Here is a 15,321-nt window from a genome sequence, read left to right as displayed (position 1 = left end):
GTTCCTCCGGAGAAGATTGTTTAGTAGCCCAACGGCTGACTAAGCAACTATAGCTACAGCAATATTCCCCGTGTCAAGTGCTGCTAGGATGGTGACGTGGACCAGAACGTGTTCGACGACCCCCGGATCACCGCCGTCGGCCTGCTCTACGAGGCACATGCCGGGCTGTCCGCCCGGTTCGCCGCCCAGTTCGAGGAGCACGGGCTCTCGCCGGTCGAGTTCGAGGTGCTGACCCGGCTCGCCCGCTCGCCCAACAACCAGCTACGCATGACCGATCTGGCGGCACAGACCTCGCTGTCGACGAGCGGGGTCACCCGCGTCGTCGACCGGATGGAGCGGGACGGGCTGATCTGCCGCCGGGCCTGCCCCTCCGACCGGCGCAGTTCCTTCGCGGTGGTGACCGCCTCGGGCCTGGAGCGGCTGGACGAGACGCTCCCCGGCCATCTGAAGATCATCGAGCAGTGGTTCACCGGCCAGCTCGAACCGGCTCAGCTCGCCGGGCTGTTGGACGGGCTGCGCCAGGTGCGCGACGCGGTCCATCCCGGTGCCACCGCCGGCAGCACCGAACCGGCCGGGGCCGACCCCTGCTGACCCCCGCAGTTACCCGCCGGTCACCGGCAGAATGACCGGCAGAACCACCCGAGCCCCGGGGCAAAAGCCGATATAGACGCATCAACCGGTTGACCCGCCTGGATAGGCTTCCAGTCGCGGGGGGCACCGGGGGGTGCTGGCGCGAGCGTGGAGCGAGGGGCAGCACCAGGGGGCTACTTCGCTCGCGCCACCCCCGCGCCTCTCCACCGCACCGGCACCGCTCACGCCCACCGGGTGCGTTCCCGCAGCGGCGAGAGCAGTTTCTCCTCCCGCGGCAGCAGGCTGACGCCTGTCACCTGCCGCGCGCGGTCCAACCGGTCCAGCACCGTCGGATCGTCGGTGCTGACCGCCAACCCCACCAACGCCTCAACCAGGTCCCGCCGGTCCGCACCGTCGGCGCCGGCCTCGGACGCCGCCGCGAACCACTCCGCCGCCAGCTCCCGGTCTCCCCGGTTCAGGGCCACCTGGCCCTCGATCAACGCGCGGAGCGCGTCCTCCGTGTGCGCGTTCCGACCCCACCCGGGCGAGTCCCACCGCTCCGCGGCGGGCGGCCGGCGCGGACCCGGCACCGGGCCGGACGGCCACACCTCGGCCACCACCGCCAACGCCTCGTCGTCGTGCCCATCGAGCGCGAGCGCCAGCCCGACCGAGCCGATCGTCCGGCGCAGCCGCCCCGGATCGCCCAACTCCACGAGCGCGGACGCCGCCCGCCGCCCCTGCTCGGCCGCCTCCGCGTATCGGCCCTCCAGCCTGGTCAGTTCCGCCAGATCGGCCCGGGCCAGTAGACGGAGTCGCTGGTCACCGGACTGCGCTGCCAACCGATCGACGGTGGCCAGCCGCCGCCTGGCACCGGCCAGCTCCCCCACCCGCACGTCGTGCCAGGTCAGGTGGTGCTGGGCGACCGCCACCTCGCGTACCCGCTGGTGCCGGGTGGCCAGCTCCAGCGCCGCCTCGGCCTGCTCCCGGGCCTCGTCGTGCGCGCCGAGCCCCCGCAGCACCGCGCAGAGCACCGACCGGGCGGACAACTCCCCGGTCACATCGCCGACCTCGGCGAAGGTCGCAAGCGCCGCCCGGGCCGCCGGCAGTTCCTCCGGCCCCTCCCCGTGCTCGGCGGCCAGCCGGGCCGCGCCCAGCAACGCCCAGGCCCGCAACACCGGTCGCGCGTCGGCGGTACGCGGATCGGCGAGCAGCCGCCGCAGCCAGCGGCGACCGGAGACGTCCCGCCCGCGCAGCCGCCACCACCGGGGCAGCGCCGCGGCCAGCAGCAGCGCCGTCCCCGGAGCCTCCTGCGCGGCGTACGCCAGCGCGGCGCCGATGTCGCCGGTCGCCTCGTCGAGCAGGTGCACGGTGCCGGGAATCTCCGCGCCGACCAGGCCGGGCGCGGTACGCCGGACCAGGCCGGCGGTCACCGACGCGTGGCGCAGCCGGATGCCCGCCGTCTCGCCCTCCACCTCGGCCTGTTCGGCGGCGAATTCCCGGACCGCATCAAGCAGCCGGAACCGGAACGGACCGGTGCCCCGGACGCTGAGCAGCCCCAACTCGCGCAGTCGGTCGAGCAGCGGGACCGCGTCCCACCGTTCGCCGCCGTCGGCGAGCAACTCCTCGGCCAGCTCGACCGACCAGCGGTTCCGGAACGCGGAGAGCCGACGCAGCGCCCGGCGCTCGGCCGGGGCGAGCAGGTGGTAGCTGGTCGCCACCGCCTCGCGCAACGTCACCGTGCCGGCGGCCGGGTCGGCGGGCTCCCGGCCGGGGCGCGCGTCGGCCAGGTCGAGGACGCGGTCGCCGTACCGATCCAGCAGTTCGGGGACGTCGAGGATGCGACCCCGCGCGGCCATCAGCTCGATGGCCAGGGGCAGGCCGCCGAGGCGGCGGACGAGCGCGGCGAGAGCCGGCAGCTCCGCCGGTGCCGGCGGCGCGTGCCGGGCCTGGGTGAACCGGGTGGCGAAGAGCGCCGCGGCGGGCCAGCGGGCCAGCTCGGACCGGTCCGCCGGCTCGGCCCCGGCCGGCGGCACGTCAAGCGGCGCGACGGGCCGGACCATCTCGCCGGCAAGCCCGAGCGGCCGCCGGCCGGTCACCAGCACCCGCAGAGTCGGCGCGGCGGTGGTGAGGGACCCCAGCGCCTCCGCCACCGGCCCGGGCGCCCGCTCGACGGCCTCGACGAGCAGCAGCGCCGGTCGGCCGCCGAGCCGACAGGGGAGGTCGGCGAGGCGGCTCACGCCGAACACCGCCGTCGAGGCGGCGAGCACCTCGGCGACGTCCGAGCCCTCGCCGGCCAGCACCCCGGCCACACCGGCCGGATACCGGTCCGCGACGGCGTGGGCGACGGTGAGCGCGAGCGCGCTCTTCCCGACCCCCGCCAGCCCGACCAGGCTCACCACCGGATGGGCGTCGAGCAGGGCGGACACCTCGGTCACGTCGTGTTCCCGGCCGAGCAGCGGCACGGGCTGGGGCAGTGCGATCGGCGTACCCGGATCGGGGGTGGCCCCGACCGGCACGGAGGCCGGCGGGGAGGGCGGCGCAGAGGCCGGCGCGGTGGTTGGCGCGGACCGGGCGGTGCTGACGAACTCCCGCCGGGTCGCGCCGGTCAGGCCGAGCGCGTCGGCGAGCAGGCCGACGGTGGTGCGTTGGGGCCGGGTCGCCCGGCCCCGCTCCAGATCGCGGACGGTCCGCACGCCCACGCCGGCCCGGCTCGCCAACTCGGCCTGGGTCAGGCCGGCGGCGAGCCGGTGCCCGCGCAACAGGTCGGACAGCGGTGTCCGACCACCCGGGCTCCGTGAACGATCATGGTCCGGAGTCATGGGCACGAAGAGTACGGATGGGATCTGACGCTCCACAGTCCAGCGTCAACCACCCGACCGTCCGACGCCGATATCCGACAGACGGCTGAGTCGAGGGTCGGTCACATGCCGAGATCCCGCGCGATGATCATGCGCTGCACCTCGCTGGTGCCCTCACCGATCTCCAGGATCTTCGAGTCGCGCCAGAAGCGGGCGACCGGGTATTCGTTCATGAAGCCGTAGCCGCCGTGGATCTGCGTCGCGTCCCGGGCGTTGTCCACCGCGACCGTGCTGGCGTGCAGCTTGGCGATCGCGGCCTGCCGCTTGAACGGCTCGCCGGCGAGCATCCGGGCGGCGGCGTCGTAGTAGGCCAGCCGGGCGGTGTGCGCCTTCAGCTCCATGTCGGCGATCTTGAACTGGATCGCCTGGTAGTTGCCGATCGGCTGGCCGAACGCCTGGCGCTCCTTGGCATATTTGACCGACTCGTCGACGCATCCCTGGGCCAGGCCGACAGCGAGCGCGGCGATGGCGATCCGCCCCTCGTCCAGGATCCGCAGGAACTGGGCGAAGCCCCGACCGCGCGCGCCGAGCAGGTTCTCCGCCGGCACCCGGCAGTCGTCGAAGGTCAGCTCGTGGGTGTCCGAGGCGGTCCAGCCGACCTTCGAGTAGCCGGGCGCGACAGTGAAGCCGGGCGTGCCGGACGGCACGATGATCGTCGACAGCTCCTTGCTGCCGTCCGGCTTGGTGCCGGTGACCGCGGTGACCGTGACAAGCGTGGTGATGTCGGTGCCGGAGTTGGTGATGAACGCCTTCGAACCGTTGATCACCCACTCGTTCGTGGCCTCGTCGAGCACCGCCCGGGTCCGGGTGCCGCCCGCGTCCGAGCCGGTGCCCGGCTCGGTCAGCCCGAAGCCGGCCAGCGCCTCGCCGCTGAGCAGCTTCGGCAACCACCGTTCCTTCTGCTCCTCGGAGCCGAAGCGGTAGATCGGCATCGCGCCGAGCGACACCGCCGCCTCCAGCGTGATGGCGACGCTGGAGTCGACCCGGGCCAGCTCCTCCAGCACCAGACAGAGCGCGAAGTAGTCGCCGCCCATGCCGCCGTGCTCCTCGCCGAACGGCAGCCCGAACAGCCCCATCTTGCCCATCTGCCGGATGATCTCGTACGGGAAGGTGTGCTTCTCGTAGTGCTCGCCGATCACCGGGGCGACCATCTCGCGGGCGAAGTCCCGGACGCTCTCCCGCAGCGCCTCCTGCTCGTCGCTGAGCCGGTAGTCCATGTCGATCCTCCTGGAATGGGCGGGCCGCCGGGAGCGGCTGAAGCGTTAGGAGGGGCCCCCTCCTATACACCAGGCGTTAAGCGGGGGCCCCTGCTTACGGCTCAAACGGGGGTGACGCCGTGGCGGCGGTGCGAGAAGTGCCGCTCCCTGGTGCGGGCGGCGGCGAATCGGCGGACCAGCTCGGCGCGCAACTCGTGCGGCTCGACGATCGCGTCCACCACCAGCTCGCTGGCGAGCCGGACGACGTCGATGTCGCGCTCGTACTCCGCGCGCTTCGCGGCGACGAACGCGGCCCGCTCGGCCTCGTCGGAGATGGCGGCGATCTTGTTGGCGTAGACCGCGTTGACCGCGGCCTCCGCGCCCATCACCGCGATCTTCGCGGTGGGCAGCGCGATGGTCGCGTCCGGCTCGAAGCCGGGACCGGCCATCGCGTAGAGACCCGCACCGTACGCCTTGCGGACCACCACGCAGATCTTCGGTACGGTCGCCTCGGAGATCGCCGTGATCATCTTCGCGCCGTGGCGGATGATGCCCTGCTTCTCCACCGCGCTGCCCACCATGAAGCCGGGCACGTCGCTCAGGAACAGCAACGGCACGTTGAAGGCGTCGCAGAGCTGCACGAACCGGGTCGCCTTGTCGGCCGAGTCGACGAAGAGCACCCCGCCCTTGAACATCGAGTTGTTGCCGACCAGGCCGACGACCTCGCCGTTGAGCCGGCCGAAGCCGATGGTCAGCTCCTTGGCCCAGAGCGCCTGGATCTCGAAGAAGCTGCCCTCGTCGAGCAGGCCCTTGACGTATCGCCGCATGTCGAACGCCTGCCGCTCGCTGGCCGGGACCAGCGCGGCCAGGTCGGCCTTCTCCGGTGCCGGCTTCGCCTCGGCGACCGGCGGCGCCTGGGTCCAGTTGGCCGGCAGGTAGGACAGGTAGGTCCGCACCACGTCGAGCGCGTCGGCCTCGGTCTTGCAGAGGAAGTGACCCACGCCGGACTCGGCGCAGTGCACCCGGGCCCCGCCCATCGCCTCCAGGGTGGTCTTCTCGCCGGTGACCATCTCGACCATCCGGTCGGAGCCGAGGTACATGCTGGCGTTGCCGTCCACCATCGCCACCACGTCGCAGAACGCCGGGATGTACGCCCCGCCGGCCGCGCTCGGCCCGAACAGCGCGCAGACCTGCGGGACCGCGCCGGAGGCCCGGACCTGGTTCCAGAAGATCTTTCCGGCGCCGCGCCGGCCCGGGAACAGGTCGACCTGGTCGGTGATCCGGGCGCCGGCGGAGTCGACCAGGTAGACCATCGGCACCTTGGTCGTGTACGCCCGCTCGATGATCCGGATGATCTTCTCGACGGTACGCGCGCCCCAACTGCCGGCCTTGACCGTGGAGTCGTTCGCCATCAGGCAGACCGGCCGGCCGTCGATGGTCGCGGTGCCGGTCACCACGCCGTCGGCGGGCAGCCCGTCGGCCATCGCGTTGGCGTAGAGCCCGTCCTCGACGAAGGAGCCCTCGTCGACCAGGTAGGCGACGCGCTCGCGGGCGAAGAGCTTCCCCTTGGCGGCGTTGGCCGCGTGGTATTTGTCCGCACCGCCGGCACGGGCGCGCTTGCGCAGCTGCTCCAGAGCCTCACCGTCGAGCGTCACGCCGACTCCTCACCACCCACCGACCTGAACGATCGTTAGGCTACCTCACCCCCGCCCCCTCCGGCGAGCCCGGCGGAAGCGGGGGCCGGAGGTCAGCAGGGGCGGGGGGTCAGGCGGGTGCGGGGACCGGCGCGGAGGACGCCGGACGGGAGCTTCTTGCCGACCAGGCGCTCGGCCAACTCCGCCGCCTCGATCAGGGTGTCCAGGTCGATGCCGGTGTCCACGCCCATGTCGTGCAGCATGTGCACCGCCTCCTCGGTGGCCAGGTTGCCGCTGGCCCCCGGCGCGTAGGGGCAGCCGCCCAGGCCACCGACGCTGGCGTCGAACTCGGTGATCCCCAGCTCCATCGCGGTGAGCATGTTGGCCAGGGCGGTGCCCCGGGTGTTGTGGAAGTGCAGCAGCACCGGGACGTGCGCGTCGCGGTCGCGTACCGCGGTCACCATCTCGCGGACCCGGCGGGGCGTACCCATGCCCGTGGTGTCGCCGAAGGCCACCCGGTCCGCGCCGTCCCGGACCACCCGGTCCACGATGCCGGCCACCCGCTCCGGGGCCACGTCCCCCTCGTACGGGCAGCCGAAGCTGGTCGCCACGATCACCTCGGCGGTCGCGCCCGCGCCGTGCAGCAGGGCGATCAGCTCGGCGATGTCGTCGAGCGACTCCTCGGTCGAGCGGTTGACGTTGCGCCGGTTGTGCGTGTCGCTCGCCGACACCACCACCTCGATCTCGGTGAAGCCGGCGTCGAGCGCCCGCCGCGCGCCCCTGGTGTTCGGCACCAGCGCCGAGTAGCGCACCCCGTCGACCCGCTCGGCCCGCTGCCACACCTCGTCCGCGTCGGCCATCTGCGGGATCGCCTTCGGATGGACGAAGGAGACCGCCTCGATCCGCCGTACCCCGGTCCGGGACAGCGCGTCGAGCAGCCGCACCTTGGCGTCGGTCGGGATGGGCTCCTCGTTCTGGAGCCCGTCGCGCGGCCCGACCTCCCGAATGGAGACGGCGTCCGGCAGTTGCGTCATAAGGGGTCACCTCACTGTGACGTTGCGCGTGATCGGGGCAGACCGCGCCGCCGACTCATCCCAAGAGAATCAGAACCGAGCGCCGAAGCGCCAGCGCCCTCCGCTAAGGCGTGTATCGCAGGGGTGGGCGAGTCGGGCCTGCGGCAGGCCGGCCAGTCCCCGTTCACACGTGATCGCTACCGCCGGCCCCTGTCACCCCGGCAGAAGGCCGTGAACAGGGCCCAGGCCCGCATCCGTGCCTGCGCTGAACCACCCGACGTCCGTGTATTACGTCGTGTTACGGTCGTGGGGTGCCGGAGCGCGAGTACGTGTGGACCGACGAGGGCCTGGACAACGCCCGCAGCAATGGCGTCGGCGTGGACGAGACGACCCAAGCGTTGTACGCCCCTCAGGGCCTGCGCTACGAGCGCGCCCTCGGGGACCTGCTACTCAGGCGAATCCTGTGACCGAGCCGGACTTCGACCGGATGACCAAAGATGAGGTCGTCGCATGGTTCCGGACCACCGACAGCCTGGCACCGATCATCAGGTCGATGACCGAAGCACCGACATCCCCAACCGCACCCGGGTCAGCACCCATGATGCTGGTCAGCATCCGGCTACCCGTTCCGCTCGTGGACCAACTCGACCGCCTCGCCGACCAGACCGAAGCCCGCCGCTCCGACATCATCCGCGACGCCCTGACCAGATACATCACCGCCCGCACCGCACCCATCAGTCAGGACGAAGCCGAACACGCCCTCGACGTTCTCCGTCGCATCGTCACCATCCGCACCACCGAGGGCCGAGCGGAGGCGGCATAGACCGCCCGCCCGAACCATCCCGCGAACGCATCGCACACCCGGCCACCAGCGACATCTCGGGCGACCGAACACTCCACCGGCCGAGCTGAACACGAGGTTGCCGCCCAACGGCGGCAACCTCGTCACCGGTCCGGCTCGACGCACCCGGCCGACTCAGCGCATCCGGCCGACGATGCCGGTGTCGTAGTCGCCGGAGCGGAACTCGGCATTCTCCAGCAGCTCGGCGAAGAACGGCAGGTTGTTCTTCGGCCCGGCGATCTCGAACCGGGCGACCGCCGCCCGCGCCCGATCGATCGCCTCCGCCCGGGTCGCGCCGCTGACGATCAGCTTGGCCAGCAGGCTGTCGTAGAACGGCGTGACGGTGTTGCCCTCGACGTAGCCGGAATCCACCCGGACGCCCTCGCCGGCCGGTTCCACCCAGGTCCGGATCGCGCCCGGGCCGGGCAGGAACCGCTTCGGGTCCTCGGCGTTGATCCGCAGCTCGATGGCGTGCCCGCGCGGGGTGAGCGCGTCCGGGTCGAAGGTGGGCGGCAGGCCGGCGGCCACCCGCAACTGCTCCTCGACCAGGTCGACGCCGTAGACGTACTCGGTGACCGGGTGCTCGACCTGCAACCGCGTGTTCATCTCCAGGAAGAAGAACTCCTGCGTCGCCGGGTCGAGTAGGCATTCGACGGTGCCCGCATTGCGGTAGCCGACCGCCTCGCCCGCGCGGACCGCCGCGGCCAGGAACCGCGACCGCAGCTCCGGGGAGACCGCCGGGGACGGGGACTCCTCGACCAGCTTCTGGTTGCGCCGCTGCACCGAGCACTCCCGCTCGCCGAGCGCCACCACCCGGCCGTCGGCCAGGCCGAGGATCTGCACCTCGACGTGGCGTACCCGGGGGAAGTAACGCTCGATCAGCACCGAGCCGTCGCCGAACATCCGCTCCGCGAACGCGCGGACCTTGTCGTACTCGGTGCGCAACGCGGTCTCGTCGGCGGCCACGCCCATCCCCATGCCGCCGCCGCCCGCCGCGGCCTTGACCATCACCGGGTAGCCGATCTCGGCGGCGGCGGTGACGGCCGCGTCCAGGTCGGCCGCCGGCTCGGTGGTGCCGGGTGCGACCGGGACGCCGGCCGCCGCCATCAGGTTCCGGGCGTTGATCTTGTCGCCCATCGCGGTGATCGCGTCCGCGCCGGGTCCGACCCAGATCAGGCCGGACTCCTCGACGGTACGGGCGAAGTCGGCGTTCTCCGACAGGAAGCCGTAGCCGGGGTGGATCGCCTGCGCGCCGGTGCTCCGGGCGGCGGCGAGGATCGCCTCGACGTTGCGGTAACTCTGGGCGGGATTGGCCGGGCCGACGCAGACCGCCTCGTCGGCCTCGGTCACGAACGGCAGGTCGGCGTCGGCCTCCGAGTGCACCGCGATCGCCCGCACCCCCAACCGCCGGGCGGTGCGGATCACCCGCCGCGCGATCTCCCCGCGGTTCGCCACCAGCAGCGCATCAAACATGTTCGGCAAGGAAGGGCCCCTTCTTAACGCCTGAGGTATAGCCGGGGCCCCTTCTTAACATGCGTTAAGGCGGACGCGGCGTGTCAGGTGGGGTCGGTGGGTGCCAGGAGGGCCGCCAGGGCCGCCCCCCGCAGCAGCTCGGCCCGGCGCCGTCGGTCCACCTCGCCGCCGAGGAACGGGGTGGAGTTCATCAGGCCGAACGCGGCGTGGGCGAGCACCCGGGCGGCGCCGTCCGGCAGCCCCGGGTGCAGCGCGGTCAGCACGGTGACCCACTCCTCGACGTACATCCGCTGGAGCCGGCGGATCCGGCGACGCGGCTCGTCCGGGAGGCGGTCCAGCTCGTGCAGGTGCAGCGCGATCACCGCCGGGTTGGCGAGCGCGAACTCGACGTGGAAGTCGATGAGCGACTCGAGCACGCCGCGCGGGTCGTCCGGGTGGCCGGCGGCGCGTTCCTTGCCACCGGCGAGCAGCCCCTCGCTGACCGGGATCAGCGCGGCGGCGAGCATCGCCTCTTTCCCGGCGAAGTGATGGTAGAGCGCCGGCCCGGTGACGCCGGCGGCAGCGCCGATGTCGTCCATCGACACGCCGTGATAGCCCCGCGCCGCGAAGAGGCCGACCGCGATCTCCAGGATCTCGTCCCGCCGGGACCGGCGCCGGGCCGCGCCCGTCGCACCCCGTGCCTGCTGTTCCACCGCCACCGGGCCAGCCTAGACCTCACGATCCAGGCGAGGCAGCCATGGTTACCCGCCGGTTGCGTCACGTCCGCCCGTCAGGCCGGGGGTGCGGGCTCGAAGCCGGCCAGCCGGACCGCCAGCCGCTGCCGGGCCGGGGGCAGCAGGGAGACCGTCCGGAGCAGCAGGTCACGCACGGGGCGGAGGGCCGGCGGGGCGGCGGCGAGCCGGGTCAGGCCGGCGGCGAACCCGAGCACCTCCTCGGCCCGTGGGCGGCGGTCGGTCGCGTACCCGTCGAGGGCCTGCGGGCCGGCGGCGAGCGCGTCGCCGAGGGCGACCGCGTCCCGCAGCCCGAGGTTCATCCCCTGCCCACCGGCCGGGCTGTGCACGTGCGCCGCGTCGCCGGCGAGCAGCACCGGGCCGGAGCGGTAGCTGCTCGCGATCCGGTGGTGGATCCGGAACCGCGAGCCCCACGCCATCCCGGTGACCCGGTCCGGCCGCCGGGTCGGGCCGCGCTCGTCGAGCAACGCCTGGAAGTGTCGCGCCTGCGGCTCCCGCGGCGCGTCGGCCACGGTCGCGACCAGCCGGACCGTGCCGTCGGGCAGCGGCGCCCAGATCAGCGGCCCGCTCCGGGACAGGAAGAGGCTGACCTGGTCGCGGGGCAGCGCGCTGTCCACCCGGACGTCGGCGAGCAGGAACGACTCACCCGGGTCGGCCGGGCCGCCGAAACCGATGCCGGCCAGCTCGCGGACCCGGCTGTGCATCCCGTCCGCGCCGACCACCCACCGGGCGCGGACCTCGCCGCCGCCGGCGAACCGGGCGGTGGCGCCGCCGCCGTCGAGGTCGAGGCCGGTCAGCTCGTACGGCCGCAGCACCCGCCCGCCGAGCGCGGTGAGGCGGTCGGTGAGCACCGCCTCGGTGTCGGCCTGCGAGATGAGCAGCGCGTACGGGTAGCGGGACGGCAACCTGTCGAACGGGACGGTGACCAGCAGCCGGTCCCGGTCGCGGACGCAGAACCGGGTCGAGTGCAGCCCTCGGGCGGCAAGCGTGTCGGCGACCCCGATCCGGTCCAGCACCTCGAGCGTGCCGGCGTGCACGACCGCGGCGCGCGAGGTGACCGGCGGCTCCACGAGCCGGTCGACCACTGTGGTGGCCACGCCGTGCCCGGCCAGGGTCGCGGCCACGGCGAGGCCGGTCGGCCCGGCGCCCACCACGAGGACGTCCGTGTGTTCGGGAAGCATCACGCCACCTCCGTTTGCCAACGCTTGTTGACTAAACCCTAGAACCGATGTCAACACCTGTTGGCCTACAGTCGTGGACATGACTGGAACGGGCTCCCGTACCCGCCGCTCGGACGCCACCCGGGCGGCCATCCTGCGCGCCGCCCGGGCACGCTTCGCGGCCGACGGCTACGAACGGGCCACCATCCGGGCCATCGCCGCCGACGCCCGGATCGACCCGGCCATGGTGATGCGCTACTACGGCAGCAAGGAGGGGCTGTTCGCGGCGGCGGCCGAGTTCGACCTGCACCTGCCCGAGCTGGCCGAGGTGCCGCCGGAGCGGCTCGGCGAGACGCTGGCCCGGCACTTCCTGCGCCGCTGGGAGGCCGACGGCACGCTCGTCGCCCTGCTCCGGGCCGCCAGCACCAACCCCGGCGCGGCGGACCGGATGCGCGACATCTTCGCCGGCCAGCTCGTCGCGGCGGTCACCCGCTCCGGCGCCGATCCGGCGACCGCCGCCCGCCGGGCCGGTCTGGTGGCCAGCCAGATCCTCGGCCTGGCCCTCACCCGGTACGTGATCCGGCTGCCACCGGTGATCGACCTGGACCCGGAGGAACTCGTCGAATGGGTCGGTCCGACGATCCAGCGCTATCTGACCCAACCTTTCACCCCGTCCCGGGCGTCTGCCGGGTGACGGAGGGAGACGCCGGATGGGACGTGCCGTGGACCACGGGCGAGCGGACTACCTCGCCTTCGTCGAGGCGCACCAGCACCGGCTGCTGCGCGCCGCGTACCTGGTCTGCGGCAACCGGCACCAGGCCGAGGACCTGCTCCAGGACGCGCTGCTGAAACTGGCGCTGCGCTGGCCCGCCGTGCGTGACGGCGACCCGGCCGCGTACGTGCGCGCCATCCTCTACCGGGACGCGGTCTCCTGGTGGCGACGCCGGCGGCGGGAACGGCTCAGCGCGTACCCGCCGGACCGGGCGGGCACGGACGCCGACGACGCGCTGCGGCTCACCGTCCGCGCCGCGCTCGACCGACTGCCGCCGCGCCAGCGGGCGGTCCTGGTGCTGCGCTACTTCGAGGACCTGACCGAGGTGGCCACCGCCGAGGCGCTCGGCGTCACCGTGGGCACCGTCAAGAGCCAGTGCCACGCGGCGCTGCGCCGGCTCCGCGAGGTGGCGCCCGAGCTCGGCGGCACGGACGACGGCCTGGTCACCGGGATGGAGGCGAACCCGTGAACGAACCCGAGCTGACCCGGCTGCTGACCCGGGCGGCCGAGGACGTCCGGCCGACCCGTCCGGCCGGAGCCGGCTGGGAACGGGCCCGCCGGGTCCGCCGCGCCCGGCGGGCCGCCGGCGCCGCCGCCCTGGCCGTCGCCCTGGTCGCCGGCGGTACGGCGGTGCTCCTGCACCGCTCCGGCCCGCCCCCGGACACCCCGGCCCACCCCACCGTGAGCCCGGCCACGAGCGCGTCGCCGGTGCAGCGGCCCCCGGCCACGCTGGACCGCCTCGACGACCCGCTCGCCCGGATCGGCGACCCGGCCGGCGACCCGCTCTCCGCCCGCCCGATCGGCCGGGCGCTGGCGCTGTTCCAGCCGATCGACCCGGATACCGGCGAGGCCGGCGTGGTCCGGGTCCTCGGTGACGACGGCGTCGTCCGGGAACTCGACGTGGTCCCGCTCGCGCCCACCCGGGACGCCGACGGCAACGAGGCGGCTCCACTCAAGGCGGGCAGTCTGTCACCGGACGGCCGGACCGCGGCGTTCGCCCAGCCCGGCGACGTGGTCGTGGTCGACCTGACCGACGCCTCGGTCCGTCACTATCCGCTCGCCGGCTATCTCGAACACGTCGTCTGGGCCGGCGACCGGCTGCTGGTCGGCGACAACGACACCACGTACGAGCTGGATCGGCGCACCGGGGCGACGCGGAAGCTGCCGGTCGACCCGTGGGAACTGGTCGTGCCCGAGCCGGTCCGCGTCGGTGACCTGCTCACCCTCGGCGGCATCGAGGACAGCCTCGCCGTACGCCGATTTCCGGCCGGCGGCACGCCGGACCGGCGGCTGGTGACCAGCGGCGACCTGCCCCCCGGATACCGGCTGGACGAGGTCTACGGGCGGGGCTGGCAGCGCGGCGACCGGATCGCCCAGGCCGGCTGGACCACCACCGGCACCATGCGCGGCGGTGAGGGGGTGGCGGTGGTGGACGTCCGCACCGCGGCGGTGACCCACCTGCTCGACCTGGGCCGCGACGACCTGGGGAAGGGCTGCTGCCAGGTGCTCGGCTGGTCGGCCGACGGCGCGGTGCTGTTCCGCTACGACGTCGGCGGGCTGGCCCGCTGGCGGCCGGAGACCGGCGAGGTCGCCTGGGTGGCCCGCGACGTGCGCGGCCTGGTGGCGCTCGCCGCCGGCTGACCGGCCGGTCCCCGCCGCCGCGCGGGGACCGGCCGGGGGCTCAGCGGGTCAGGCCGCCCGGCTGGTCGCCCTTGACGACGGGCGCCCGGACCAGGTTGCCCCACTCGGTCCACGAGCCGTCGTAGTTGCGCACCTGCGGGTAGCCGAGCAGGTGGTGCAGCACGAACCAGGTGTGGCTGGACCGCTCGCCGATCCGGCAGTAGGCCACCACGTCGTCGGCCGGGCTCAATCCGAGCTGGTCGGCGTAGATGGCGCGCAACTCGTCGGCCGACTTGAACGTGCCGTCGTCGTTGGCGGCGGACTTCCAGGGCTTGCTCACCGCGCCCGGGATGTGCCCGCCGCGCAGCGCACCCTCCTGCGGATAGTCCGGCATGTGCAGCATCTCGCCGGTGTACTCGCCGGGCGAACGCACGTCGACGAGCGGCCGGCCGGCAGCCACGTGCGCCATCACCTGCTCCCGGTAGGCCCGGATCGGCGCGTCGTTGCGCTCCGGCACCGGGTAGTCGGCGCGCGGGCGGCTCACCCGGTCCCGGGTCATCTCCCGCCCCTCGGCGACCCACTTCTGCCGGCCGCCGTCGAGCAGCCGCACGTCGGCATGGCCGAAGAGGGAGAAGACCCAGAGGGCGTACGCGGCCCACCAGTTGAAGTTGTCGCCGTAGAAGACGACGGTGTCGCCACGGCCGATGCCCTTGGCCGCGCACAGCTCGGCGAAACTCGCGGCGTCCAGGTAGTCGCGGGTGACCTGGTCGTTCAGCTCGGTGTGCCAGTCGACCTTGACGGCGCCGGGGATGTGGCCGGTGTCGTAGAGGAGCACGTCCTCGTCGGACTCGACCACCACGAGGCCCTCGTCGCCCAGGTGCTCGGCCAGCCACTCGGTGGTGACCAGGCGCTGCGGGTCGGCGTAGGACTGGAGGCGGGGATGCGGATCGCTCGGGACAGGCATGATCCCCAAGGTACGCCGGAACGCCGGGGCGCGGCGGTGGGTCAGGCGCGGCGATGCACCAACCGGCCGGCGACCACGGTGGCCCGGCAGGAGCCGTCCGGGTCGAACACCGCGAGGTCGGCCCGGCCGCCCACCACGAGCGCCGGCGGCCGGGTGGCGGGCAGCACCGCCACCTCGCTGCGGACGGCGGCGGCCCGCAACGTCGGGTCGGTGACGTGCGCGTCGAGCACCGCGGCGACGCCGAGCCGGAACAGCGCGTGCACCCGCTCGCGCGGCGTGGGCGCCGGGGGCAGCGGACCGCCGTGCACCGACGCCGGCCCGAGCGTGCCGGCCCACCGCCGCACCCGCACCCCGGGGTACGCGCCGGTCAGCTCACCCAGCGGCGCGACCGCCCCGATGCGGTCGCCGTCGACCAGGACCGCCAGCCCGGGGCGGGGCTCGTCGTCGGGGGTGAGCCGCAGCAGGTCCGCGACGTGGAGGGTGCGCACC

15 protein-coding genes are annotated in these 15,321 nt (G+C 73.6%); 6 read left to right on the top strand and 9 right to left on the bottom strand.

Annotated elements, in window-relative coordinates; translation table 11 throughout:
- The first annotated feature begins 96 nt into the window (after positions 1-96).
- The gene (locus O7619_RS04085; protein ID WP_282285777.1) at positions 97-591 is read left to right on the top strand and encodes a MarR family transcriptional regulator; all 495 of its coding nucleotides are present in this window, start codon (positions 97-99) and stop codon (positions 589-591) included.
- Positions 592-812: 221 nt separating this feature from the next.
- Here O7619_RS04085 and O7619_RS04080 read toward each other — a convergent pair whose 3' ends face one another.
- From O7619_RS04080 to O7619_RS04065, 4 genes are all read right to left on the bottom strand, one after another.
- Positions 813-3,389, bottom strand: coding sequence for a helix-turn-helix domain-containing protein (locus tag O7619_RS04080; RefSeq protein ID WP_282285775.1), 2,577 nt, complete (start codon positions 3,387-3,389; stop codon positions 813-815).
- Between the two features lie 101 nt (positions 3,390-3,490).
- Positions 3,491-4,645 (bottom strand): acyl-CoA dehydrogenase family protein, encoded by a 1,155-nt coding sequence (locus O7619_RS04075; protein WP_282285774.1) that lies wholly within the window; start codon positions 4,643-4,645, stop codon positions 3,491-3,493.
- Positions 4,646-4,746: 101 nt separating this feature from the next.
- Positions 4,747-6,279 carry an acyl-CoA carboxylase subunit beta gene (locus O7619_RS04070; RefSeq protein ID WP_282285771.1) on the bottom strand — a complete coding sequence of 511 codons (1,533 nt, stop codon included), beginning with the start codon at positions 6,277-6,279 and terminating at the stop codon, positions 4,747-4,749.
- Positions 6,280-6,371: 92 nt separating this feature from the next.
- Positions 6,372-7,292: a hydroxymethylglutaryl-CoA lyase gene (locus O7619_RS04065; protein WP_282285769.1), complete on the bottom strand. Its 921-nt coding sequence runs from the start codon at positions 7,290-7,292 to the stop codon at positions 6,372-6,374.
- Between the two features lie 290 nt (positions 7,293-7,582).
- On the opposite strand from O7619_RS04065, the gene O7619_RS04060 reads away from it, so the two are divergent.
- Both O7619_RS04060 and O7619_RS04055 read left to right on the top strand, forming a co-directional pair.
- Entirely contained in the window at positions 7,583-7,738 is a 156-nt protein-coding gene (locus tag O7619_RS04060) for a hypothetical protein (RefSeq protein ID WP_282285768.1), read from the top strand.
- Positions 7,735-8,094 carry a ribbon-helix-helix domain-containing protein gene (locus tag O7619_RS04055; RefSeq protein WP_282285766.1) on the top strand — a complete coding sequence of 120 codons (360 nt, stop codon included), beginning with the start codon at positions 7,735-7,737 and terminating at the stop codon, positions 8,092-8,094. Before O7619_RS04060 ends, O7619_RS04055 begins: the two co-directional genes overlap by 4 nt.
- A 153-nt stretch (positions 8,095-8,247) precedes the next feature.
- Here O7619_RS04055 and O7619_RS04050 read toward each other — a convergent pair whose 3' ends face one another.
- From O7619_RS04050 to O7619_RS04040, 3 genes are all read right to left on the bottom strand, one after another.
- Complete coding sequence (locus O7619_RS04050) at positions 8,248-9,585, bottom strand: biotin carboxylase N-terminal domain-containing protein (RefSeq protein ID WP_282285764.1); 1,338 nt, start codon at positions 9,583-9,585, stop codon at positions 8,248-8,250.
- Between the two features lie 83 nt (positions 9,586-9,668).
- Positions 9,669-10,283 (bottom strand): TetR/AcrR family transcriptional regulator, encoded by a 615-nt coding sequence (locus O7619_RS04045; protein ID WP_282285762.1) that lies wholly within the window; start codon positions 10,281-10,283, stop codon positions 9,669-9,671.
- A gap of 71 nt (positions 10,284-10,354) precedes the next feature.
- A complete protein-coding gene (locus O7619_RS04040; protein ID WP_282285761.1) occupies positions 10,355-11,497 on the bottom strand; it encodes an FAD-dependent monooxygenase in 1,143 nt (380 codons plus the stop codon).
- Positions 11,498-11,576: 79 nt separating this feature from the next.
- On the opposite strand from O7619_RS04040, the gene O7619_RS04035 reads away from it, so the two are divergent.
- The 3 genes from O7619_RS04035 to O7619_RS04025 are packed head-to-tail and all read left to right on the top strand — an operon-like array spanning position 11,577 to position 13,889.
- Complete coding sequence (locus tag O7619_RS04035) at positions 11,577-12,170, top strand: TetR family transcriptional regulator (protein ID WP_282285760.1); 594 nt, start codon at positions 11,577-11,579, stop codon at positions 12,168-12,170.
- 16 nt (positions 12,171-12,186) lie between these two features.
- Entirely contained in the window at positions 12,187-12,717 is a 531-nt protein-coding gene (locus O7619_RS04030; protein ID WP_282285758.1) for a SigE family RNA polymerase sigma factor, read from the top strand.
- Positions 12,714-13,889 carry a hypothetical protein gene (locus tag O7619_RS04025; protein ID WP_282285757.1) on the top strand — a complete coding sequence of 392 codons (1,176 nt, stop codon included), beginning with the start codon at positions 12,714-12,716 and terminating at the stop codon, positions 13,887-13,889. Before O7619_RS04030 ends, O7619_RS04025 begins: the two co-directional genes overlap by 4 nt.
- Before the next feature lie 40 nt (positions 13,890-13,929).
- Here O7619_RS04025 and O7619_RS04020 read toward each other — a convergent pair whose 3' ends face one another.
- Positions 13,930-14,832, bottom strand: coding sequence for a sulfurtransferase (locus tag O7619_RS04020; protein WP_282285754.1), 903 nt, complete (start codon positions 14,830-14,832; stop codon positions 13,930-13,932).
- A gap of 41 nt (positions 14,833-14,873) precedes the next feature.
- Positions 14,874-15,320, bottom strand: coding sequence for a hypothetical protein (locus O7619_RS04015; RefSeq protein ID WP_282285753.1), 447 nt, complete (start codon positions 15,318-15,320; stop codon positions 14,874-14,876).
- Position 15,321 lies beyond the last annotated feature (1 nt).

It is taken from the genome of Micromonospora sp. WMMD998 (assembly GCF_029581235.1).
GTDB lineage: Bacteria > Actinomycetota > Actinomycetes > Mycobacteriales > Micromonosporaceae > Micromonospora.
This window is presented reverse-complemented; position numbering and strand designations above follow the sequence as displayed.

Bases quoted from the DNA above. Each gene is read 5' to 3' on its own strand.
- O7619_RS04050 (WP_282285764.1), bottom strand. From the start codon at position 9,585: ATGTTTGATGCGCTGCTGGTGGCGAACCGCGGGGAGATCGCGCGGCGG.
- O7619_RS04065 (WP_282285769.1), bottom strand. From the start codon at position 7,292: ATGACGCAACTGCCGGACGCCGTCTCCATTCGGGAGGTCGGGCCGCGC.
- O7619_RS04040 (WP_282285761.1), bottom strand. From the start codon at position 11,497: ATGCTTCCCGAACACACGGACGTCCTCGTGGTGGGCGCCGGGCCGACC.
- O7619_RS04030 (WP_282285758.1), top strand. From the start codon at position 12,187: ATGGGACGTGCCGTGGACCACGGGCGAGCGGACTACCTCGCCTTCGTC.
- O7619_RS04035 (WP_282285760.1), top strand. From the start codon at position 11,577: ATGACTGGAACGGGCTCCCGTACCCGCCGCTCGGACGCCACCCGGGCG.
- O7619_RS04020 (WP_282285754.1), bottom strand. From the start codon at position 14,832: ATGCCTGTCCCGAGCGATCCGCATCCCCGCCTCCAGTCCTACGCCGAC.
- O7619_RS04075 (WP_282285774.1), bottom strand. From the start codon at position 4,645: ATGGACTACCGGCTCAGCGACGAGCAGGAGGCGCTGCGGGAGAGCGTC.
- O7619_RS04080 (WP_282285775.1), bottom strand. From the start codon at position 3,389: ATGACTCCGGACCATGATCGTTCACGGAGCCCGGGTGGTCGGACACCG.